This window comes from Nakamurella leprariae (assembly GCF_016918035.1).
GTDB classification, from domain to species: Bacteria; Actinomycetota; Actinomycetes; order Mycobacteriales; family Nakamurellaceae; genus Nakamurella; species Nakamurella leprariae.
Genome location: NZ_JAERWK010000026.1, coordinates 82230 through 103087 on the forward strand (window position 1 = coordinate 82230; position 20858 = coordinate 103087).

At 72.4% G+C, this 20858-nt stretch carries 23 protein-coding genes and 2 pseudogenes; 14 read left to right on the top strand and 11 right to left on the bottom strand.

Annotation, left to right across the window (positions count from 1 at the left end; translation table 11 throughout):
- Window positions 1-47 precede the first annotated feature (47 nt).
- The 4 genes from JL106_RS19155 (at window position 48) to JL106_RS22275 (ending at window position 3511) form a co-directional block, all read left to right on the top strand.
- Window positions 48-989 (top strand): universal stress protein, encoded by a 942-nt coding sequence (locus tag JL106_RS19155; protein WP_205262375.1) that lies wholly within the window; start codon window positions 48-50, stop codon window positions 987-989.
- Between the two features lie 138 nt (window positions 990-1127).
- Complete coding sequence (locus JL106_RS19160) at window positions 1128-1796, top strand: ferritin-like domain-containing protein (RefSeq protein WP_205262376.1); 669 nt, start codon at window positions 1128-1130, stop codon at window positions 1794-1796.
- 18 nt (window positions 1797-1814) lie between these two features.
- Window positions 1815-2648: a ferritin-like domain-containing protein gene (locus JL106_RS19165; protein WP_205262377.1), complete on the top strand. Its 834-nt coding sequence runs from the start codon at window positions 1815-1817 to the stop codon at window positions 2646-2648.
- Window positions 2649-2683: 35 nt separating this feature from the next.
- Complete coding sequence (locus JL106_RS22275) at window positions 2684-3511, top strand: class F sortase (protein ID WP_205262378.1); 828 nt, start codon at window positions 2684-2686, stop codon at window positions 3509-3511.
- A gap of 24 nt (window positions 3512-3535) precedes the next feature.
- On the opposite strand, the gene JL106_RS19175 is transcribed toward JL106_RS22275, so the two are convergent.
- Window positions 3536-4525, bottom strand: coding sequence for an aldo/keto reductase (locus tag JL106_RS19175; protein ID WP_205262379.1), 990 nt, complete (start codon window positions 4523-4525; stop codon window positions 3536-3538).
- 151 nt (window positions 4526-4676) lie between these two features.
- On the opposite strand from JL106_RS19175, the gene JL106_RS19180 reads away from it, so the two are divergent.
- Window positions 4677-4967, top strand: a complete 291-nt coding sequence (locus JL106_RS19180) for a hypothetical protein (RefSeq protein ID WP_205262380.1) — start codon at window positions 4677-4679, stop codon at window positions 4965-4967.
- On the opposite strand, the gene JL106_RS19185 is transcribed toward JL106_RS19180, so the two are convergent.
- The 5 genes from JL106_RS19185 to JL106_RS19205 all read right to left on the bottom strand — a co-directional run bounded on the left by JL106_RS19185 (window position 4930) and on the right by JL106_RS19205 (window position 10032).
- The gene (locus JL106_RS19185; RefSeq protein ID WP_205262381.1) at window positions 4930-5340 is read right to left on the bottom strand and encodes a VOC family protein; all 411 of its coding nucleotides are present in this window, start codon (window positions 5338-5340) and stop codon (window positions 4930-4932) included. The genes JL106_RS19180 and JL106_RS19185 overlap by 38 nt on opposite strands.
- Before the next feature lie 230 nt (window positions 5341-5570).
- The gene (locus tag JL106_RS19190) at window positions 5571-6848 is read right to left on the bottom strand and encodes an ABC transporter ATP-binding protein (RefSeq protein WP_205262382.1); all 1278 of its coding nucleotides are present in this window, start codon (window positions 6846-6848) and stop codon (window positions 5571-5573) included.
- A 69-nt stretch (window positions 6849-6917) separates the two neighbouring features.
- Window positions 6918-7772 carry a carbohydrate ABC transporter permease gene (locus JL106_RS19195; RefSeq protein WP_205262383.1) on the bottom strand — a complete coding sequence of 285 codons (855 nt, stop codon included), beginning with the start codon at window positions 7770-7772 and terminating at the stop codon, window positions 6918-6920.
- Window positions 7772-8728, bottom strand: coding sequence for a carbohydrate ABC transporter permease (locus JL106_RS19200; protein ID WP_407940211.1), 957 nt, complete (start codon window positions 8726-8728; stop codon window positions 7772-7774). Before JL106_RS19200 ends, JL106_RS19195 begins: the two co-directional genes overlap by 1 nt.
- Before the next feature lie 14 nt (window positions 8729-8742).
- The gene (locus JL106_RS19205) at window positions 8743-10032 is read right to left on the bottom strand and encodes an extracellular solute-binding protein (RefSeq protein ID WP_205262384.1); all 1290 of its coding nucleotides are present in this window, start codon (window positions 10030-10032) and stop codon (window positions 8743-8745) included.
- Between the two features lie 231 nt (window positions 10033-10263).
- Here JL106_RS19205 and JL106_RS19210 point away from each other — a divergent pair, with 231 nt between their 5' ends.
- A complete protein-coding gene (locus JL106_RS19210; RefSeq protein WP_205262385.1) occupies window positions 10264-10773 on the top strand; it encodes a DUF1810 domain-containing protein in 510 nt (169 codons plus the stop codon).
- Window positions 10774-10901: 128 nt separating this feature from the next.
- Window positions 10902-11147: pseudogene (locus JL106_RS19215) on the top strand (DUF3140 domain-containing protein); the annotation flags it as partial.
- A 72-nt stretch (window positions 11148-11219) separates the two neighbouring features.
- Here the strand turns inward: JL106_RS19215 and JL106_RS19220 are convergent.
- Both JL106_RS19220 and JL106_RS19225 read right to left on the bottom strand, forming a co-directional pair.
- Window positions 11220-12908, bottom strand: coding sequence for an alpha-amylase family protein (locus JL106_RS19220; protein ID WP_205262386.1), 1689 nt, complete (start codon window positions 12906-12908; stop codon window positions 11220-11222).
- Between the two features lie 40 nt (window positions 12909-12948).
- Entirely contained in the window at window positions 12949-13917 is a 969-nt protein-coding gene (locus JL106_RS19225) for a TIGR03885 family FMN-dependent LLM class oxidoreductase (protein WP_205262387.1), read from the bottom strand.
- Window positions 13918-14000: 83 nt separating this feature from the next.
- On the opposite strand from JL106_RS19225, the gene JL106_RS19230 reads away from it, so the two are divergent.
- From JL106_RS19230 to JL106_RS19245, 3 genes and pseudogenes are all read left to right on the top strand, one after another.
- Window positions 14001-14150: a hypothetical protein gene (locus JL106_RS19230; RefSeq protein ID WP_205262388.1), complete on the top strand. Its 150-nt coding sequence runs from the start codon at window positions 14001-14003 to the stop codon at window positions 14148-14150.
- Between the two features lie 55 nt (window positions 14151-14205).
- Window positions 14206-14978, top strand: a pseudogene (locus JL106_RS22640) (AAA family ATPase).
- Between the two features lie 124 nt (window positions 14979-15102).
- Entirely contained in the window at window positions 15103-15873 is a 771-nt protein-coding gene (locus JL106_RS19245; RefSeq protein WP_205262391.1) for a maleylpyruvate isomerase family mycothiol-dependent enzyme, read from the top strand.
- A gap of 6 nt (window positions 15874-15879) precedes the next feature.
- Here the strand turns inward: JL106_RS19245 and JL106_RS19250 are convergent, their stop codons facing one another.
- A complete protein-coding gene (locus tag JL106_RS19250; protein WP_205262392.1) occupies window positions 15880-16020 on the bottom strand; it encodes a hypothetical protein in 141 nt (46 codons plus the stop codon).
- On the bottom strand, window positions 16014-16262 hold the full coding sequence (locus JL106_RS19255) for a hypothetical protein (protein ID WP_205262393.1): 249 nt from the start codon (window positions 16260-16262) through the stop codon (window positions 16014-16016). Before JL106_RS19255 ends, JL106_RS19250 begins: the two co-directional genes overlap by 7 nt.
- Before the next feature lie 201 nt (window positions 16263-16463).
- Between JL106_RS19255 and JL106_RS19260 the strand changes: the two genes are divergently transcribed.
- Window positions 16464-16700 carry a hypothetical protein gene (locus JL106_RS19260; protein WP_205262394.1) on the top strand — a complete coding sequence of 79 codons (237 nt, stop codon included), beginning with the start codon at window positions 16464-16466 and terminating at the stop codon, window positions 16698-16700.
- Window positions 16701-16705: 5 nt separating this feature from the next.
- Here the strand turns inward: JL106_RS19260 and yczR are convergent, their stop codons facing one another.
- The gene (gene yczR / locus JL106_RS19265) at window positions 16706-18124 is read right to left on the bottom strand and encodes a MocR-like transcription factor YczR (RefSeq protein WP_205262395.1); all 1419 of its coding nucleotides are present in this window, start codon (window positions 18122-18124) and stop codon (window positions 16706-16708) included.
- 61 nt (window positions 18125-18185) lie between these two features.
- Between yczR and yczE the strand changes: the two genes are divergently transcribed.
- Genes yczE through JL106_RS19275 form a run of 3 tightly spaced genes read left to right on the top strand, consistent with a single transcriptional unit; the run spans window position 18186 to window position 20816 of the window.
- A complete protein-coding gene (yczE, locus tag JL106_RS19270; RefSeq protein ID WP_205262396.1) occupies window positions 18186-18854 on the top strand; it encodes a membrane protein YczE in 669 nt (222 codons plus the stop codon).
- Complete coding sequence (locus JL106_RS21320) at window positions 18835-19833, top strand: S8/S53 family peptidase (RefSeq protein WP_236008003.1); 999 nt, start codon at window positions 18835-18837, stop codon at window positions 19831-19833. Before yczE ends, JL106_RS21320 begins: the two co-directional genes overlap by 20 nt.
- Window positions 19834-19844: 11 nt before the next feature.
- On the top strand, window positions 19845-20816 hold the full coding sequence (locus JL106_RS19275; RefSeq protein WP_236008004.1) for a S8 family serine peptidase: 972 nt from the start codon (window positions 19845-19847) through the stop codon (window positions 20814-20816).
- Window positions 20817-20858 lie beyond the last annotated feature (42 nt).

The window sequence follows — 20858 nt, forward strand, 5'->3', positions numbered from 1 at the left end:
CCCGACGTGACCAGCCGGGCAGCGGGACTCGCGGCAGGAGGGTCACCATGACCACGCACGGCAAGCCGGAGATCGTCGTCGGGGTGGACGGGTCGGAGGGCGCCGACGCGGCCCTGCGCTGGGCGGCCGCCCAGGCCGACCAGCGGTCCGCCGCGTTGCGGCTGGTGTTCGGCTTCAACGCCACCACGCCCTGGCTCGGTGGCTACGCCGGCACCGCCGAGCCGGTGTACGACAAGGTCAAGACGGACGCCGAGGCGCTGCTGCGCGACCGCGCCGACCGCACAGCGGCCGAGTTCCCGGACCTGCCGATCACCATCACGGTGGCCGAGCAGGATCCTCGCCTGGCGCTGCGGGACGCCTCCGAGCGCGCCGAACTGCTGGTCGTCGGCACCCACGGCCGCGGCCGGCTGGCCGAAGTGATGCTGGGCTCGGTGGCGCTGCAGGTGGCCAGCCACGCGCATTCCCCGGTGGCGGTGGTCGCCCAGTCCATCGCCGACCCGGTGCACCTGCGCGGCCCGGTCGTGGTCGGGGTGGACGGCTCGCCCGGCAGCGAAGCCGCGCTCGGCTTCGCCTTCGACGCGGCCGCACGCAGCGGCGCCGACGTGCTGGCCGTGCACGCCTGGAGCGACCCGGTGGTGATCACCTCGCCGACCGCGCAGTTCGGCGGTCCGGCCATGGTCGAGGCGCAGCTGACCGACCAGTTCGAGGTGCAGGACGCCGAGCGCGCCGTGCTGGCGGACCGTCTCACCGGATGGACGGGCAGATACCCGGACGTCCGGGTGCGGCAGCAGGTGGTGCTGGACCGGCCCTCCGCGGCGCTGCTGCGGTACGGCCGACCCGGAGCGCCCGGCGGCCCGGCCAGCCTCATCGTGGTGGGCAGCCGCGGGCGAGGCGGGTTCGCCGGGTTGCTGCTCGGCTCCACCGGTCAGGCGCTGATCACCCAGGCGCAGGTGCCGGTCGTGGTGGTCCGCACCCCGAAGCACCACTGAGCGTCACCGGACCTGCGGTCGGCGCGCCCGACCGGGCGATCCTCCAGCAGATTCCCGCGGCCACCAATCCGTCCTGCAGCGCGCCCCGAACGACCGGCGACCGGGTACCAACGGTGCGACCGAGACGGGGTGCAGGCGATGCGACGGAAGATGTTCGGCGGCAGGCCGGTGGTGGAGTTCCAGACCGGCCTGCAACGGCGGGAGTTCTTGCGACTCGCCGGGATCGTCGGCGTGGGAGCAGGATTCGTGGCCGGTGGGGTGCTGTCGGCTCCGGCCGCCGGGGCCGCGACGGTTCCTGGGTCACGGGCGGCGGCGTTGGCCGCGATCGAGACGTCCGACCTGGACATCTTGAACTACGCGCTGACCCTCGAGTACCTGGAGGCCGACTTCTACGCCACCGGCTTGCAGTCCGGCCTGCTCACCGACCGGGAGCTGGAGCTGGTGACGCCGATCGGCGACCATGAGCAGCAGCACGTGGACGCGGTGACCGCGGCGCTCACCGCCTTCGGTGGGACACCGGTGGCCAAGCCGAAGATCACCTACCCGGCCGGCACCTTCGCCAGCCGTGACTCGTTCCTGCAGACCGCGGCCCAGTTCGAGGAACTCGGAGTCACCGCGTACCACGGCAAAGTTCCGCTCATCAAGGACGCCGACGTGCTGGCCGCGGCTGCGTCCATCGCCGGCGTCGAGTCGCGGCACGCCGCCGTGATCGCCGCCCTGCTCCAGGGTGACCCGTTCCCGGCGCCGGTCGAGAAGGCCGCGTCCGAGGAGCAGGTGCTCGCCGCCGTCACCCCGCTGATCAGCTGACCCGGAAGGACACCGCTCATGTCGAACCCATTCCTGCTGCGGCAGTCCCGTCAGGACCTGGTCCACGGCCAGCTGTCCTCGGTGGCCCCTGCCACCGCGCTGGGCGCCCTCAACCACCGGTGGGCACTTGCGGCCCCGGGCGACTTCGCGTCTGACATCGACGTGCTGAACTACGCACTGACCCTCGAGTACCTCGAGGCCGAGTTCTACCGGCAGGGCAACAGCGCCGGGCTGCTGTCCGGGATCGAGGCCCAGTACCTGGCCCAGGTCGGCGAGGACGAACAGGCCCACGTCACCGCGCTGACCCAGACGATCCAGCAGCTGGGCGGCACTCCCGTCGAGCAGCCGTGGGTCGACTTCGGCGACGCCTTCGCCAGCCGCGACTCCTACCTGACCACCAGTGTCACGTTCGAGAACGTCGGCGTCGGGGCGTATCTCGGTGCCGCCGGGTTCATCCAGGACAAGACCATCCTGGCGGCTGCGGCCGGCATCTTCGGCGTGGAGGCCCGGCACGCGGCGGTCGTGGCCATGCTGCTGGGCCTGCCGGCCGAGGGCGGCGTCTACCGCGGCGCATTCGAGACGCCCATCGAGAAGGCCGAGGTACTCGCCGCGGTGGCACCGTTCCTGGCGCCCTCGCAGATGGCCGGTGGCATGCCCAGCGGTGCCCCGGAGACGGGCGGTGGGTCCACCGTCAGCACCGATCGGTCCGGTCTGATCACGGCGGGCAGCGTGGCTGCCCTGGCCGCGGCGGGCGTGGCTGCGGCGACCGTGCAGCGGCGCCGGGCCGACCGCCCGGCGGGCGTGACCGAGTCGGCGGACGTGACCGGGGACGGGTCATCGGCGTCCGTGTGACCGATCGGCTCGGCGTACCAGGACCGGGGGAACGGGTGGGACCGGGGGAACCGGCGGTCGCGCGGCAGCAGCCGCGCGGCCGCTGGCCGGTCGGATGGTGCACCGGACTGGTCGCGCTGCTCGTCGCGGCCGTCGCCGTGCTGGCCGGGTGCGGGACGCCGCAGACGACGGCTCCGCAACCGGGGCCCGAGGTCGCCGGCACCCTCGACGTCCGCGCACCCGGGTCCGGCGGAGGAACGAACACCACCGCGACCCCGGCGCCGGTCCCGATCCCGGCGGACGCCGCCACGACCGGGGCCGACCCGGGCGGGCCTGGAGCGACCGCGCCACCGGGCGGGTCCACCACCGCGCTCGTCCCGCCCGCCGACGCCACGCCGACCAGCCCGACCCTGCCGGCGTCGCCCCCGGTCTCGATGCGCATACCGGCCATCGGCGTGGACATCGGCATGCTCGAACTCGGCCAGAACCCGGACGGCACCGTGCAGGTCCCGCCGCTGGACGACCCGGCCAGCACCCCCGGCTGGTACGACCGGTCACCGTCCCCGGGCGCGCTCGGTCCGTCGGTGATCCTCGGGCACGTCGACACGAAGCAGTTCGGTCCGGGGGTGTTCTACGAACTCGGTGCGTTGCATCCGGGTGACGAGGTGGAGGTGACCCGGGCCGATGGGCTGGTCGCGATGTTCCGGATCGAGGCGGTCCGTTCGGTGCTCAAGGCGGAGTTCCCGACCCGTGAGGTGTACGGCAACCTCGACCACGCGGGTCTGCGGCTGATCACCTGCGGCGGTCAGTTCGACCCGGACGCCAGCAGCTACACCTCGAACGTGATCGCCTTCGCCCGGCTGGTCGGCAGCCGCCCGGCCTGACCGGCCACCCCGGCCCGACGCCGCTCAGCGGCCGGCCATGGCCAGGCCGGCCGCGTTGTACCGGTCACCGGCCACACCGATCCGGGCGGCGATGCCGTCCAGGTCGGCGATGTCGTCCGCCGACAGGGCCACCTCAGTGGCGCCGGCGTTCTCGATCACCCGGGCCAGACGGCGGGTGCCGGGGATCGGCACGATCCACGGCTGCTGGGCCAGCAACCAGGCCAGCGCGATCTGACCGGGTGTGGCACCGCGACGCTCGGCCAGGTCGCGCACGTGTGCCACCAGGGCGGTGTTGACCTCGCGGTTCTCCGTGGTGAAGCGCGGCATGGTGGCGCGGATGTCACCCTCGGCGAAGGTGGTCGAGGCGTCGACCGCGCCGGTGAGGAAGCCGCGGCCGAGCGGGCTGAACGGCACGAACCCGATGCCCAGCTCGGCACACGTGGGCAGCACCTCGGGCTCGGGATCACGCGTCCACAACGAGTACTCGCTCTGCAGCGCGGTCACCGGGTGCACGGCGTGGGCTCGGCGCAGGGTGCCCGCGGCCGCCTCGGACATGCCGAAGTGGCGGACCTTGCCCGCGGCCACCAGCTCACCGACGGTGCCGGCCACGTCCTCGATCGGCACCTCCGGGTCGACCCGGTGCTGGTACAGCAGGTCGATGACGTCGGTGCGCAGCCGGCGCAGCGACTCCTCGACGACCTGGCGGATGTGCTCGGGCCGGCTGTTCAGCCCGGTCTGCTTGCCGTCGACGAAGTTCCAGCCGAACTTGGTGGCGATGATCACCTGGTCCCGCACCGGCTCCAGGGCGTCGCCGACCAGCTCCTCGTTCACGAACGGCCCGTAGACCTCGGCCGTGTCGATGAACGTGACGCCCTGCTCGACGGCGCCGCGCAGCACGGCGATGAGGTCGTCCCGGCTGGCCCCGTCGCGCGGCCCGTAGCCATGGGACATCCCCATGGCGCCGAGTCCGATCGCGGAGACCTGCAGACCCTGACCGAGCGTGCGTGTGTGCATGGGTGATCCTCCGTGATCTCCGGGCGGGTGCGGCGACGGTGCCGGTGTCACGCTATGGCCATGCCCGATCCGACGTCGCGCGACCCCGGCTGCCGCCGTCGCTGCCGGTGACCACCGTCCGCAGCTGCGCGCGTGGGTGACGGCGCGTCGCGTGGAACCGGAGGTGGTCGGAACGGGCGGGCTCGATGAGGTCGACCTGGACCTGGCCGAGCGGGTGACGACCCGCGAGGCCGGCGTCGCCACGGTCCCCGTCGCAGGCCGGCGACCGGTCACCCGGCTGGTGCTGGCCGTCGACGCCGTCGACATCCCCGCCGTGCGTCCGTTCTGGCGAGCGGTCCTCGGCGACGTCGACGACCCGGACGATCTGGCGGCAGGCGAGGACCCGGCGCGCGCCGGACGGCGCGTCAGCACCTGGACGGCCCGGCGGGGTCGGTCCAGATGACCTCCCAGAGGTGGCCGTCCGGGTCCTGGAAACTGCGGCAGTACAGCCACCCCTGATCCATCGGGTCGGCGGAGCGGCTGCCGCCACCGGCCAGCGCCCGGTCGACCAGCTCGTCGACCTCCGCGCGCTCGTCCGTGGACAGACACAGGATGGCTGCCGCAGTCGCGGAGGTGTCTGCGATCCGCTTGCTGGTGAAGTTGGCGAAGAACGGGTGCACCAGCAGCATGACGAAGATCGAGTCGCTGATCGCGATGCAGGCGGCGTTGGTGTCGGTCATCGACGGCTCCACCCGGTACCCGAGCCCGGTGAAGAAGCGCTTGGAGCGCTCGAGCTCGGCGACCGGGAGGTTGACGTAGATGGACGACGTGGCCACGGCTGCTCCCGGTGGACGCTGGCGGCCCGCCGCGTCCACGAGCCCGGATGGCCGGACAGGCACGACGGAGCGACCGCGGGACGGGCGGACACCGGGACAGACCGGTGTGGCCCGCCCGAATCATCGCTCGGCGACCACCGACGGCCGCGGACCGGATTCATCGCCCCCGGAACGACCGACACCGGCCGCACCCGAGGGGGTGCGACCGGTGTCCGGTGCTGCGGATCGGCTCAGGACGCGGCGACGGTCTGCCCCCGCTGCTGCAGCTCGCGCTGGTGGGCGCGCTCGATGGAGGCACGCCGTTCCTGCTCGTTGCGACGGTCGATCTCCTGGGCCGCCTCGGCGTTGTGGCTGAGGTTCTCGCTGGTCTCCGGGTCGAAGATCATCAGCCGGCTCGGGTCGAACCACAGCTGGGCCCGGTCGCCGTCCCGCACCCGGCTGTCCGCGCTGAGCGCGGCGACCAGCTGCGTACGCATCCCCTCACCGTCGAGCTCGCGGTCGAGTTCCTCGAGCTTGCGGGCCACGTCGCCCTGGATGCTGAACGGCACGTACGCGTACAACTCCGCTCCCAGCCACTCGACCACGTCGACGTCCACGTCGAAGGTGACGCCCTGGGCCCTGCGGTGCTCCTCCAGGACGGAGGCGTCCTCGAAGTGCTCCGGCCGGATGCCGACGACGACCAGCGAGCCCTCCTTGAGCCGGCTGGCGATGTGCTGCGGGATCTCCACCTCGGCGAACGGCAGTCGGAGCCGGTTGCCGTGCACCTCGCCGGGCAGGAAGTTCATCGGCGGGGACCCGATGAACCCGGCCACGAACAGGTTGACCGGCTGCTCGTACAGCGCGCGCGGGCTGGCCACCTGCTGCAGGACACCGCGGCGCAGCACCGCGACCCGGTCGCCCAGGGTCATGGCCTCGGTCTGGTCGTGGGTGACGTAGACGGTGGTGGTGCCCATCCGCCGCTGCATGCGGGAGATCTCGGTCCGCATCTGGCCGCGCAGCTTGGCGTCCAGGTTCGACAGCGGCTCGTCGAAGAGGAACGCCTCGGCCTCGCGGACGATGGCCCGGCCCATGGCGACCCGCTGCCGCTGGCCACCGGAGAGGTTGGCCGGCTTGCGCTGCAGGTGCTCGCCCAGCTCGAGGGTGGCGGCCGCCGCCTCCACCTTCTGCTTGATCTGCTCCTCGGAGAACTCGCTCTTGCGCAGCCGCAGCGGGAACGCGATGTTCTCGAACACCGTGAGATGCGGGTACAGGGCGTAGTTCTGGAAGACCATGGCCAGCTGGCGGTCCTTGGGGGCCACCTCGTTGACCCGCCGCCCGCCGATCTCCAGGTCGCCGGAGGTGATGTCCTCCAGGCCCACGATCATGCGCAGCAGCGTGGACTTCCCGCAGCCGGACGGGCCGACCAGGATGACGAACTCGCCGTCGGCGATGTCCAGGCTGACGTCGTTGACGGCCGGGAAGCCGTCGCCGTACTGCTTGACGATGTGACGCAGGGTGATGGCCGCCATCGGGGCTCCTCGGTCAGTGGGTCGGGTCGGAAGCGTCGGACAAGGCAGGCCCGGGACGGCCCGGCACGGTCATCCCTTCACCGCGCCCTGGGTCAGGCCGGAGACGATCTGCCGCTGGAACAGCACCACCAGGATGACCACCGGGATGGTCACCACGATGGCCGCGGCGGAGATGGCCCCGACCGGGGACTCGAACTGCGAGGCGCCGGTGAAGAAGGCCAGGGCGGCCGGGACCGGCCGGGCCGCGTCGGTCGAGGTCAGCGAGATGCCGTACACGAAGTCGTTCCACGCGATGAAGAACGCGATCAGCGCAGTGGTGAAGACGCCGGGCGCGGCCAGCGGGACGATCGCCTTGCGGAACGCCTGCCAGTTGGTCGCCCCGTCCACCTGGGCCGCCTGCTCCAACTCCCACGGGATCTGCCGGAAGAACGCGGCCAGGGTCCAGATCGAGATGGGCAGGGTGAGCGACAGGTAGGGGATGATCAGGCCGATCCAGGTGTCGTACAGGCCGATCGACCGCCACAGGTTGAACAGCGGCGTGACGATCGAGATGACCGGGAAGATCGAGACGCCCAGCGCCGTGGTCAGGATGATCCGCTTGCCGGGGAAGTCGAGCCGGGCGATCGCGTACGCCGCCAGGGTCGCCAGCACCACCGCGATCGCCGTGGCGATGAGCGAGATGCCGACCGAGTTCCGCAGGGCCGACAGGAACAGGTCCTGGGCCGCGCCGCTGGGCGCGAGGATCTGCTCGTAGTTGTCCAGCGTCCAGGTGCGGGGCAGGAACGTGCCGAGGGTGAGTTCGCTGGGCAGCTTGAACGAGGTGGCCAGGATCGATGCGACCGGGAACAACGCCCAGACGAGCACCACGATCGTCCCGATGGCCCACCAGATGCGTTGCGACGTGGTCAGTTTGCCGGTGTTCATCAGCTACCACCCCGCGCGCTCGAGAGATCGACCTTGAACAGCTTGATGGCGATGAAGCAGATCAGGATGACGCAGAGGAACAGCAGCACCGAGATCGCCGAGCCCATACCGATCTCCAGCCGGCCGATGGAGGTCCGGTAGGCGAGCAGCGACAGCACCTCGGTGCCGTTCGCGCCGTTGGTCATGATGAACACGTTGTCGAAGATGCGGAACGCGTCCAGCGCCCGGAACAGCACCGCGACCATGATGGCCGCCTTCATGTTCGGGATGACGACCCGCCAGAGCCGCTGCCACCACGAGGCTCCGTCGACGGCGGCGGCCTCCTCGAGGTCGCCGGAGACCTGGGCCAGGCCGGCCAGCAGCAGCAGCGAGATGAACGGCGTCGTCTTCCAGACCTCGGAGGCGATGATCACGAAGAGGCTGGTGCCCTGGCTGGCGAACCAGTTCAGGTCGGCGTCGATGCCGGGGACCCAGCTGAACCAGCTGTTCACGAAGCCAGACGTGATGTCGAACATGTAGAACCAGGCGAACGCCGAGACCACGGTGATGATCCCGTACGGCACCAGAATCGCGGTGCGCAGCAGACCGCGGAGCTGGGTCAGCGCCCGGTGCATGACCAGGGCCAGGGCGAAGCCCAGGACCAGCTCGATCAGCACCGTGATGACGGTGATGACCACGGTGACGAGCAGGGCGGACCAGAACACGCTGTCGCCCAGGATGACCGCGTAGTTGCCGAACCACACCATCTCTCGGTCACCGGGCGCGGTGAGCCGGTAGCGGAACAGCGAGTCGTAGAGGGCCTGCAGGATCGGGTACAGCGTGACGGCCAGCATGATGACGAAGGCCGGGCCGGCCAGCCACCAGCCGAGTCGCGCCTCGGCGCGGGCGCGTTCACTGCGCCGCGGCTTGCCGTTGCGCTGCGGAGGTGTGGCCGCCGGCGTGCCGGCGGCGGGGATGGTCGCGGATGACGTCACAGCAATCGGTCCCCTCGCAACACGGCGGTGATGAGGTCGGTCGCGGCCTGCGGCGAGGTCTCCGGCGTGACGGATGCCGGGGGATGCCAGGTCTCCTGCAGGCCCAGGGAGACCTCGTTGTAGTACGGCGTCTGCGGCCGCGGGGCGGCCTGCTGCAGCGACTGCCGGATGGTGTCGGCCATCGGGAAGGCGTCCTGCACCTCCGGATCGTCGAACGCGGTGGTGTTCGACGGCGGATTGCCGTTGGTGGCGAAGTAGAAGGCCTGGTGCTGCGGGGTCACGATGCACTCCGCCGCCTGGTAAGCCAGGTCGACGTGGTTGCTGAAGGCGCCGATCCCGATGTTGATGCCACCGTACGGGGGCGCCGACTCCTCACCGTCGTTGACGCCCGGGTAGATGGCCCAGCCGGTGTCCTCGACCACCGAGGCGTCGAGCGTGCCGGCCTCGACCGCGGCGTTCATGGCCGACCAGACGAACGGCCAGTTGACCATGAACGAGGCCTGGTCCCCCTGGAACAGGGTGAGCGATGCGTTCTCGTTCGCGGTCGGCAGGCCGGGGCCGCCCAACGGTCCACGACCGATCTCGCCGATGATCTCGGCCGCCTGGCGCCCCGCGTCGGAGTCCAGGCCGAGTTGCACCTGGTCGGCCGATTCGGCCTGGTTGGCGATGATCGAACCGCCGGCCGACTCGACCAAGGCGTTGATCCACACCGTGAGGGACTCGGCCTTGGCGCCCTGGACGCCCAGCAGCTTGCCCTGGGACTCGGCCGCGTCCATGATCTGCCGCCACGTGACCGGCTGGCTCATGTCCAGACCGGCCGCCTCGGCCACCGACTTGCGGTACCAGAGCAGCTGGGTGTTCGCCCAGAACGGGACGGTCACCAGGGTGTCCTGCCAGGAGGCACCGTCCAGGGCGCCCTGCACGACGTTCTCCGAGACGCGTTGTGCCACGTCGTCCGGCACCGGCGCGAGGAACCCGGGCTCGGCCAGCTCGGGGATGAACGGCGGGTCCAGGCTCATCAGGTCGATCGACGAGTCGTTGGCGGCCAGGCGTCGCGCGAGCTGCTCGCGCTGACCACCGGCGTCACGCGGGAGGACGGACGTCTGGATGGTGTACGCGCCGGCAGCCTCGTCGGTGCACATCTGGGCGATGTCGGCTTGGCCCCCGTCGTCCGGGTTGATGAACCAGGTCAACACCGGCGGCCCGGAGTCGCTGCCACAGGCCGCCAGCGGGATGGTCAGAGCCATCACCGCGGCAAGCAGTCCGAGTCGGCGTCGTCGTCTCACATCGAACCTCCTGCCCGGAGGACCCGAGGGCCGTCACTGGCGACTGGGCTGGCCGGCAGTGACATCGGTGCATGCCCGCTGGTCGGCTGGGACACCAACAGTTGACCTGCAGTGCAGGGTTGTCAAACGCAGTACACAAGATCGTCACCCGATCGTTTCCACGATTCTGTGTCCGTCAAACGCCGCGCGCACGTCGAACGGGACGATCACCGACCAGCAGGGAGGCAGCCGATGATCAGCACGCCGCGAGGCGACCGACCCGATCACCCGGATCCGTCCGACCGCGCGACCGGACTGGACGCCCGACGCTTCGTCGCAGCTCAGGACGCCGACCGGACCTTCGAGCGGGCCATGGCCGAGTTGCGCGCGGGATCCAAACGGACCCACTGGATGTGGTTCGTCTTCCCGCAACTGGCCGGACTCGGGTCCAGTCCCACGGCCGTCCGTTACGCGATCGAGACACTGGATGCGGCCCGTGCCTATCTGGACCACCCGGTGCTGGGGGCCCGACTGCGCGCTGCAGCGGAGCTGGTGGCCGACGCGCCGGCCGAATCGGCCCAGGCGCTGCTCGGCGGGATCGACTCCGTGAAGCTCCGCTCGAGCATGACCCTGTTCGCCGCGGCGGCCGACGCCGCCGACGCCCCCGACGACGTCGCGGTGTTCCGCCGGGTGCTGGACCGCTGGTACGACGGCCGCGCCGACCCGGTCACCGTCGAGCTGCTGGGTGCCGGACCGGCGTGAGCCCGTCCGGGCGGGCAACCCGCCGCGCCATGAGCAAGGACGACGACCACGCCCAGATCCGCAGCGGGTTCGGTGATGTGATGAACATGAGCCCGGCCGAGCTGGAGAAGTGATCGGACACCGACGAATCGAAGTCGGTCGGCCAGGAGTCGGTCGGCCAGGACAGCGACAGCGTCGGTCACGGATCGCGCCGGCGCATCGTCGAGATCACGCTGGCCGAGGTGGCCGACCCGACCGACGACGACCATCAGCACACGCGCACGGTCGTCGGCTCCGTGGAGCGGCACCCGGCCCAGGAGCCCAGCGAGGAGGACATCAAGGACAGCCGGTGGCGGTGGTCGTTGATGGACTGGGGACACGACCCGCTGCAGTGACCCGCCGGTCCCCGCGATCCCCGCCCCGGCCCGGGTCGAGGTTCCCGGGTGGATCGGAACGGTGCGAGCCGGTCAGACCAGGCGGAGCGCGCCGGGGCGGATGAGCCGGAACCAGCGACCGCCGTACCGGCCGAGATCGATTCCTACCGAACCGTCCTCGCCGACCGGCTCGCGCCGCTGCGGGTCGAACAGGTCGACCAGTTCGGAGCCGACGCGGTCGGGCAGCGTCAGCGCGACGGTGACCGGCTCCTCGGCCAGGTTGTGCACCAGCAGGACCGTGCCGCCCTCCCAGTCGCAGCGGTGCGCGAACACCGTCGCCAGCGGATGGTCGAGCACCGTGGCCGTGCCCCAGCCCAGCTCCGGGCACTCCCGGTAGGTCCGGATGCGCCGCCGCATCCAGCTCAGCAACGATTCCGGGTCGTGCCGCTGCGCCATCACGTTGACCTGGTCGGGGGCGAACGGTGGATCCGGGAACGGCCGGCACAGCCGGTCCGGGTCGTCGACGGCGGAGAACCCACCGAGCTCGCCGGGCGCCCACTGCATCGGGGTGCGCACGGCCATCCGGCCGTCCAGCGACAGTTGCTCGGCCATGCCGATCTCCTCGCCGTAGAACAGCGTCGGCGTGCCGGGCAGGGACAGGGTGAGGCTGTAGGTCAGCCGGATCCGGTCCTGGTCGCCCTCGAGCATGCTGGGCAGCCGGCGGCGCAGGCCGCGCCCGTAGAGCTGCATCGACTCGTCCGGGCCGAACGCGTCGAACACCTGCTGCCGCTCGGCCAGACTCAACTTGTCCAGGGTCAGTTCGTCGTGGTTGCGGGCGAACACCGCCCACTGCGAGTCGTCCGGCGTCGGCGGGCGTCCGGACAGTGCGGTGCGCAGCGGTCCGGCGTCCGACCGGGCCAGGGCCAGGTACATGGCCTGCATGGTCGGGAAGTCGAACAGCATGGTGATCTCGTCGCCGTCCTCGTCACCGAAGAACGCGCGGGCGTCCTGGTGGCTGAGGTTGACCTCACCGAGCAGCACCGCGCCACCGTGACGCCGGTTCAGGAACGCCCGCAGGTCCCGCAGGTAGTCGTGCGGGTCGGGCAGCGCCTCGGAGGTGCCCGGACTGCCGTCCGCGGACTGCGTCTCGATCAGGAACGGCACCGCGTCGACCCGGAAGCCGGAGAGCCCGAGCGCCATCCAGAAGCCCATGATGCGGGCGATCTCGTCCCGCACCCGCGGGTTGGCCACGTTCAGGTCCGGCTGGCTGCGGTAGAAGCGGTGCTGGTAGTACTGCCCGCTCTTCTTGTCCAGCGTCCAGATGCTGTTCTCCCGGTCGGGGAAGACGACGTCGCCCGGCTGCTCGGGACCCGGCTCGTCCCGCCACACGTACCAGTCGCGGCGCGGTGAGTCCCGGGACGACCGGGCCTCGCGGAACCACGGGTGCTCGCTGCTGGTGTGGTTGACCACCAGGTCGGCGATGACCCGCAGCCCCTTCTCGTGCGCGGTGCGCAGGAACTCGGCGAAGTCGCCGAGCGTGCCCAGACGCGGGTCCACCGAGTAGTAGTCGGTGATGTCGTACCCGTCGTCGACGTTCGCGGTCGGGTAGAAGGGCATCAGCCAGACGACGTCGACGCCCAGGTCGACCAGGTGGTCCAGCCGCTCGGACAGACCGGCGAGGTCACCGATGCCGTCCGCGTCGCTGTCGAAGAACGTCTCGACGTCCAGGCAGTAGACGACCGCGTTCTTCCACCAGACGTCACCGGTCAGCGTGGCGCGCACGGGCAGCTCCTGTTCGCAGGTCGAAGGTCCGGTCGGTGGATCAGCCGGCGTGCAGCACCGGCAGCACGTGCTCGGCGAACGCGCCGATGAAAGCGTCGTCGTCCTGACCGACGAAGTGCAGCATCAGCTCGTCGAAGCCGAGCTCGGCGTACTCGGCCAGCCAAGCCGTGTGCTGGGCGAGATCGGCCGAGACCCGGACGTTCTCGGCCACCACCTCCGGTGGCACGTACCGCGTCGCCGCCTCGAACTGCTCGGGATGCTCGAGGTTCCAGGACAGGTCGGTGGGCACGCAGTTGCCGCGCCACTGGTCGACGGCGATGGCCAGCGCCTCGTCGGCGTCCGGCGCCCAGGACAGGTGCACCTGCAACCGCAGCGGGCCCCGGCCGCCGGCGTCCCGGTAGGCCCCGACGACCCGGCGCAACTGTTCGACGGGCTGGTTGACGGTGATGAGCCCGTCGGCCCAGTCGGCCGCCCAGGCCGCCGTCTCGGCGCTCACCGCGCCGGCGACCAGCTCGGGCGGCACCTCCGGCAGCGACCACAACCGGGCCCGGTCGACGGTCACGTGGCCGCGGTGGCTGACCTCCTCACCGCGCCACAGGGCCCGCATGACGTCGACGCACTCGCGCAGCCGTTCCATCCGCTCGGGCTTGGACGGCCAGCGGTCGCCGGTGACGTGCTCGTTCATCGCTTCGCCGCTGCCCACCGCCACCCACGGCAGCCGCCCGGGGAACATCGCGGCCAGGGTGGCCATGGCGTGGGCCGAGATGACCGGGTGGTACCGCTGGCCGGGAGCGTGGAACGAACCCATCGGGATCCGCTCGGTGGCCTGCAGGGCCGCGCCCAGCCAGGACCAGGTGAAGCCGGAATGGCCCTGGTTGTGCGTCCACGGCGCCAGATGGTCGGAACACATGACCGAGTCGAACCCGGCCTGCTCGGCCTGCACGGCCGAATCGCGCAGCACCGCCGGATGGACCTGTTCGTGCGAGGCATGGAAGCCGATCAGCACCATGCCCCCATCCTGCCGGGCCGCCCGGTCGGCGTCAGGGCCCGCCCGGTGCCCGGCGCAGCAGCTGCCGTGGTAGAGACGGACGCATGAGCGACCAGCGCGATGAGCGACCGGACGACGAGTTGGCGCACCGACCCCGGGTGCCGGTGGACCAGGACCACGAACCGGCCGGAACGGACGAGGAGATCAGCGAGCAGCTGAGCGTCGATCCCGACCGGGACGGTGAGAAGGGGTGACGGGCCCGACGTGAGCGCCCGGCGGGCGCGGATCACCGGCCTGCCGGTGCGGCGGGTGCTGGGTCCGGGTCCGGAGGCGGGGGCGGATCCGGACCGGTTGTTCGAGCGGATCGGCTGGGCGGCCGACGTGCCCGCGGTGCGGCAGCTGCTCCGCGACGGGCTGGACCTGCGCGCCGCCACCGTGCTGGTCGGCGAGAACGGCTCCGGCAAGTCGACCGTCGTGGAGGCGATCGCGCTCGCGTTCGGCCTGTCCGCCGAGGGTGGCTCCAGCCTGGCCCGGCACACCACGCGGGTCACCGAGTCGCCGGTGCACGAGCTGCTCACGGTCCGGTGTTGATGGTCGGAGCCCGCGGTCCCTCGTGCCTCGCTCGCGCGACTCCTCCGGACGGCGTCGGCGGTTCCCGGTGGGGCTACTTCCTGCGCGCCGAGACCATGCACAGCTTCTACACCTACCTGGAGCAGAACCCGCGGTCCCCGTTCGCCCCGCCGGAACCGAGATTCCACGAGATGTCGCACGGACAGTCGTTCCTCACCATGCTGCGGGACCGCTTCACCCGACCGGGCCTGTACGTGCTGGACGAACCGGAGTCGGCGCTGTCGTTCTCCGGGTGCCTCGCGCTCGTCGCGCTGCTCGGCGAGCTGACCGCCCGCGGTGACACCCAGGTCGTGGTGGCCACCCACTCGCCGATCGTCGCCGCCTACCCCGGCGCGACGATCCTCGAGGTCGGCGAGTGGGGCCTGCGCGAGGTGCCCTACGAGCAGCTGCAGCTGGTCGACCACTGGCGGCGGTTCCTGGCGCGGCCGGACCGCTACCTGGGTGACGACTGAGCCCTCCGCGTCGGCGGTGCAGGACGCTTGCCGCCCGGGCCCGGTGCCGACATCCTCGTCCGGTCAGGCCTGACCGGAGGGCGAGCCGTCGCCGGGGCGCCGGCCGCCGGGAACGAGGTCCCCCATGAGCCGTTCCACCCAGGCGCGCGGCACCACCGTCGCGGCGCCCGCGGCCACCGTCGGGCCCGACCGGGCCCGGATCGCGCTGCTTGCTTCCACCGAGTACCGGCGGACGATCGCCGCGTGGCGGTCTCTGGAGCCGGCCGACTGGTCCCGGCCCACGCCCTGCCCGGGCTGGACCGTCCAGCAGATGGTCGCCCACACCGTGGGCATGACCGAGATGACGACGTCCATCGTGCAGCTGGCCGGTCAGAACATCGCCGCCGCACGCGCCGGCGGCGGCATCGACGCGCTCACCGCCGTCCAGGTCCGCCGGCACGCCGGTCAGCGCCCCGACGAACTCATCGCCGCCATGATCCGGGCGGCGCCCCGGGCGCTGCGCGGCCGTCGCACGCTGTCCCGGACCCTGGGCCGGGCGCCGCTGCCGGAGCGGCAGGAGGTAGGCGACGATCACGAGTGGTGGCGGATCGGCTACCTGGTCGACACCATCCTGACCCGCGACCCGTGGATGCACCGGATGGATCTGGCCGCCACGACCGGGCGGCCGCCGGAGCTGACCGCGGAGCACGACGGAGCGATCGTCGCCGGGGTGGTGGACGAGTGGGCGCGCCGGCACGGTCGGCCGTACCGGCTGCGCCTCACGGGCCCGGCCGGCGGGTCCTGGTCGACCGCGGACGGTGGCGACGAGCTCGAGCTCGACGCGGTCGAGTTCTGCCGGGTGCTGTCGGGGCGCGGGTCGGAGAAGGGACTGCTGGCGCAGCGGGTGCCGTTCTGAGGTCGGTCAGGTTGACCGGTCGTAGGTGACCACCCGGACGCCCCCGGGCAACGTCACCTCGTCGACCGGGGTGAACCGCGTCGGGGCGAACGGGCCGGAGAACAGTCGGATCCCGTCGCCGATGATCGACGGGTCGACCTTCAGCACCAGGCGGTCGAGCTCGGGCAGCAGGGCGTGCGCGAGGGTGCCGCCCCGACGAGCCAGGGATCGAGTCCGTCCTCGGCCTTGAGCGCGCGGACCCGCTGGAGCGGGTTCCCCCGCACGAGTTCCGCAGCGGCGGAATTGGTCTCGGTCAGCGTCGTGGAGACGACCAGGTGGCGCAGGTACGGATCGGCATCGGGAACCCCTGTGTGCAACACGATCTGGTACGAGGCCCGCCCTTCGAGCACGGTGTCGAACGATCGGCCGGGCCTGTCGACCCCCGGAGCCGTGCGGGCCGGGCCGGGCAACGTCTCGGGCCAGTGCTCGACCAGGTACCCGATGAGGTCCGCTCAGATCGATCAGGAACCAAGAAGCGGCGGCCGGGGTCGGGCTCCTAGCGTCGAGCCGGTCAGGCCGAACCGTTCGGCCGCATCCGGAAGGACCCTCCCATGAAGACCATGACCTGCCGGCAGCTCGGCGGCCCCTGCGACCTGCAGCACCACGGCAACACCGGCGACGAGATCATCCACGCCCAGGACGCGCACCTGAAGGAGTTCGTCGCGGCCGGGGACACCGCGCACGAGACCGCGCTGGCCGAGATGAAGGGCCGCTGGAAGAACCCGGTCGGCGGGCTGGGCTGGTACCGGCGGGTGAAGAAGGAATTCAAGGCTCTGCCTGAGACCTGACCGGCTCAGACCAGATCGGCCCCGGGATCGATCGGCACCAGCCGGTCGACCGCGTCCCACGCGTGGCCCAGGGCGTCGACGAGCCCCGGCATCCGGTCGGCGGGCAGGGTGAGCGGGAGCCGCAGGAACCGCTCGAACGCGCCGTCGATGCCGTACCGGCTGCCCGGGGTCAGGACCAGCCCGTGGCTGCGCGCGGTGACGGCGAGCGCCGAGCTGACCGGGGCGCCGAGATTGATCCACAGGAAGATCCCGCCGTGCACGTCCGGCACCGACCAGGCCGGGAACCGGGCGCGCAGCGCCGGCAGCAGCGCGTCCCGGGTCGCCGCGAGCTGGTCGCGCCGGACCTGTAGCACCTCGTCGGTCCGGGGGACCAGGGCCAGCGCCATCAGCTGCTCGAGGATCGGGGTGCCGAGGTCGCCGGGTCCCCGGCCGTGCGCGAGCCGCCGGACCAGGTCGGGCCGGGCCCGGATCCAGCCGATCCGCAGCCCGCCCCAGATCGTCTTGCCCATCGACCCGATGAGCACGGTGTCCGGCCCGGCCATCGGCGGCATCGGGCCGCGGTCGATGTCCAGCTCGGCCGTCGTCTCGTCGACGACCACGGTCGTCCCCGAGCGGTGGCCGACCGCGAGCACCCGCTCCCGCCCGTCGGCCGGCAGCGTGGCGCCGGTCGGGTTGTGGAAGTCCGGCATCAGGTAGGCCAGGGTCGGGTCGGACCGCCGGACGGCCTGCTCGAGCGCGTCCAGGTCCCAGCCGTCCCGGCTGTCCACCGGGGCGCCCATCAGCCGGCCGCCGCCGATCCGGACGGCGTCCTGGGCGTGCGGGTAGGTGGGTTGTTCGATCAGCACCCGGTCGCCCCGGGTCAGCAGTACCCGGGTGAGCAGCGCGATGGCGTGCTGGGCGCCGATGGTGATGAGCACCTGGTCCGGGTCGGTGGGCAGGCCCCGGGCGCGGTACCGCTCCGCGACCGCCTCGCGCAGCTCCGGCAGCCCGATCGGGTCGTACCCCGACGTCGACAGGTACCGCGGCAGCTGCTCCGCGGCCACGACGGCCGCCTCCGGAACCAGGCTGGACGCGGGGACCGTCGCGTGCCGGAGGTCGAGGCCGGCCGGCTGGTCGCGGTCGGGCGGCGCCCCGGGCGCGGCGGGCAGCCGGGTCCGGGTGCCCGAGCCGCGCACGCTGACGGCGTGACCGGACACCCGCAGCCGGCCGTAGGCGGCGGCGACCAGGGTGCGGCTGACCCCGAGCCGGTCGGCCAGCACCCGCTCGGCCGGGAGCCGGACGTCCACCCCCACGCGGCCGTCCAACACCAGCAGCCGGATCCGGTCGGCCAGCGCCCGAGAGCCCGCGGACCCCGCGCCGCCCCCGGACGGCCAGTCACCGAGCAGCTGGGCGAGGGGCACCGCCCCGATCAGACCGCCGCTCATCCAGCCACTTCATCACGATTGGCTGTTGGTGCGCCAGCCAATCCGGTCGTTCCATGGAGCCATGCTGTCGCGGAGTGTTCGGCTCGTCGCCGGCCTGGTCCTGTACGGACTGGCCATCAGCCTGATGGTGCAGGCGGCGATCGGCGTCTCCCCGTGGGACGTGCTGACCCAGGGCATCTCCCGCCACACCGGCCTCCCGTTCGGCTGGACCACCAACCTGATCGGGGTGGTGGTCCTGCTGCTGTGGATCCCGCTCCGGCAGCGGCCGGGGGTGGGCACGGTGCTGAACGTGCTGCTCGTCGGGCCGAGCGCCCAACTCGGGCTGGCGCTGGTCCCCGCGCCGTCGTCCCTGCTGCTGCGCATCCCACTGTTCGCCGTCGGGCTGGTGCTGCTGGCCGTGGCCACCGGCCTGTACCTGGGCGCCGCGCTCGGGCCGGGACCCCGCGACGGATTGATGACCGGCGTGCAGCGCCGCACCGGCTGGCCGATCTGGGCGGTCCGTGGCGGCATCGAGCTCACCGTGCTGGTCGTCGGGTGGCTGCTGGGTGGCAACGTGGGCGTGGGCACGCTGGCGTTCGCCCTGCTCATCGGCCCGTTGGTGCACCGGGCCATGCCGATGCTGGCCTGGGACCGGCAGGATGCCTGCGCCCGTCCCGACGGTCCGGGCCGACGCCCGCGCATCAGCACGCGCGCCCGCGTCTCCGCCAGGTGTGGAACCGACTGCAGGTGACCGGCCGCCCGGCACCGACCCGACACGCACCGACCCGCCGCGTCCCGACCGGCCGCGCGCCGACTCCCGGCACGACCCGACCGCGGTCGCGCGGGCGGTGCTCCGCCGGCCCACCTCGTCCAGCCCACGGTCGATCCCGCGGCTGCGGGCGCTGCCCGCCGCCACGGGAGCGCCACTGCCGGCCGCCGCGCTGGCGGCCGGCCGCCGCCAGGCCCAGGACCTGGTGGCGGCCAGCCGGGCCGAGCGGCCCTCCGGACCGACCGACGCCCGCCGGCAGCGATGGCAGCAGGCGCGGACCGAGCTGACCGCCCGGATCGAGGCAGCCGCGGCCGACCCGACCGGGCCAGGCGACGACCCTGACGACGACGTGCCGCGGCAGCGGCAGGAACTCAGGCTCTTCACCGGCGGGACCGCGCAGGCCCGGACGGCGCCCGCGCGGTTCGCGTGGCACGTGGAGCTGGTCCGGGCCGACTTGGCCCACGCCCTGGTCCCGGGCGATCCCGACGGCCGTGCGCAGGGCGAGGGCGTGGTCATCGCCCATCCCGACACCGGATGGGCGCCGCACCCGCAGTACGACGTGCGGCGCATCGATCTGGCCCGCAGTTGCGCGACCCGGACCGACGCGACGGGCGGTGACGCCGCCCGGCACACCACGGCGCGGGCGATGCGCCTCATCCCCGACGTGGCTCACGGCACCGCCACCGGGAGCCTGATGGTGGGCGGCGACGGTACGGGCCCCGAGCTGGCCGCCCCGGGAACCGCGCTGGACCTGCACGCGTCGCGTCGACCCGCCGTCCCCGCGGGCCGCATCGTCGGCATCGCGCCGAAGGCCACGATCCTGCCGATCAAGTTCATCCCGGACACCGTGCTCGACCTGTCCGGCTCGGGGCTGGCCGGAGTCGGCGTCGTCCGGGTCGGCGACGGCGACCTCGTCGAGGCGATCGAGCGGTTGCCCTCGGGGCCGACGTGCTTTCACTGAGCGTCGGCGGGATGGTGTCCGACCGGGTCAGCCGGGCGATCGACGACGCCGTCCACCGTGACCACGTCATCGTGGTGGCTGCGGCCGGGCAGACCTACCTCGACAACATCCTGAGCTGGCTGAGCCCGGAGGACTCGGTGGTCGAACCGGCCCGGTTCCAGGACGTCGTCGCCGTCGCGGGCTGCTCCACCGACGGAAGCCCGTGGGCCGAGAGTCACCGCGGTCCCAACGTCGACATCACCGCCCCGGGCGACGCCGTCTGGGTCGCGGGCTTCGATCCGGCCCGGGTCGACGCCGACGGCACCTGCGTCCCGGTGGTGCGGGCCGCCAGCGGCACCAGCTATTCCGCCGCGATCGTGGCCGGCGCTGCCGCGGTGTGGCTGGCGCACTGGGGTGGGCGCCGCCGTCTGACCCAACGGTACCCCGGTGTCCCGCTGGCCTGGGTGTTCCGGGAAGCGTTGCAGCGCAGCGCAACTCCACACCCCGATGCATCCTGGGACGCCGTCGACTTCGGGCCCGGCGTGCTCGACGTGCACCGGCTGCTGACCACGCCATTGCCCCCGCCCGACACGGTGCCCGAGCCGCCGGCCACCGTCGGCAACCTGCTCACCACCGTCGAGACCCATCTCGACGCGGCCGCCGAGGTGCTGTCCGGCATCCGCGACGCCGGCCTGCGCGCCGGGGCCGCCGTGGTCGTCCTGGCCGGGCTGGCCGCGACCGCGCTGGACGACCTGACGGACCACCTGGCCGCGGGCTACGCCGCCATGGAAGTGGGGGAGGGCCCCGGCCGTCCCGACGCCCGCGACGTGCTGACCCGGGCTGAGCACCTGTTGCGGGACGCCACCGAGGCGGCCGACGACCTGGCCGACCTGGCCGCCGAACAGGGTCAGGCCGTGGTCGACGCGTTGGTGGCGGCGGCCGGGCGGGTGGCCGCCGTGAGCGCGGACGCGGTGGAGACCGTCCGCGGTTGGTTCGGCGGCTGAGCCGGGTCCGAGCCGGTGTCGGGTCGGTGCGCTGTCGGCGAA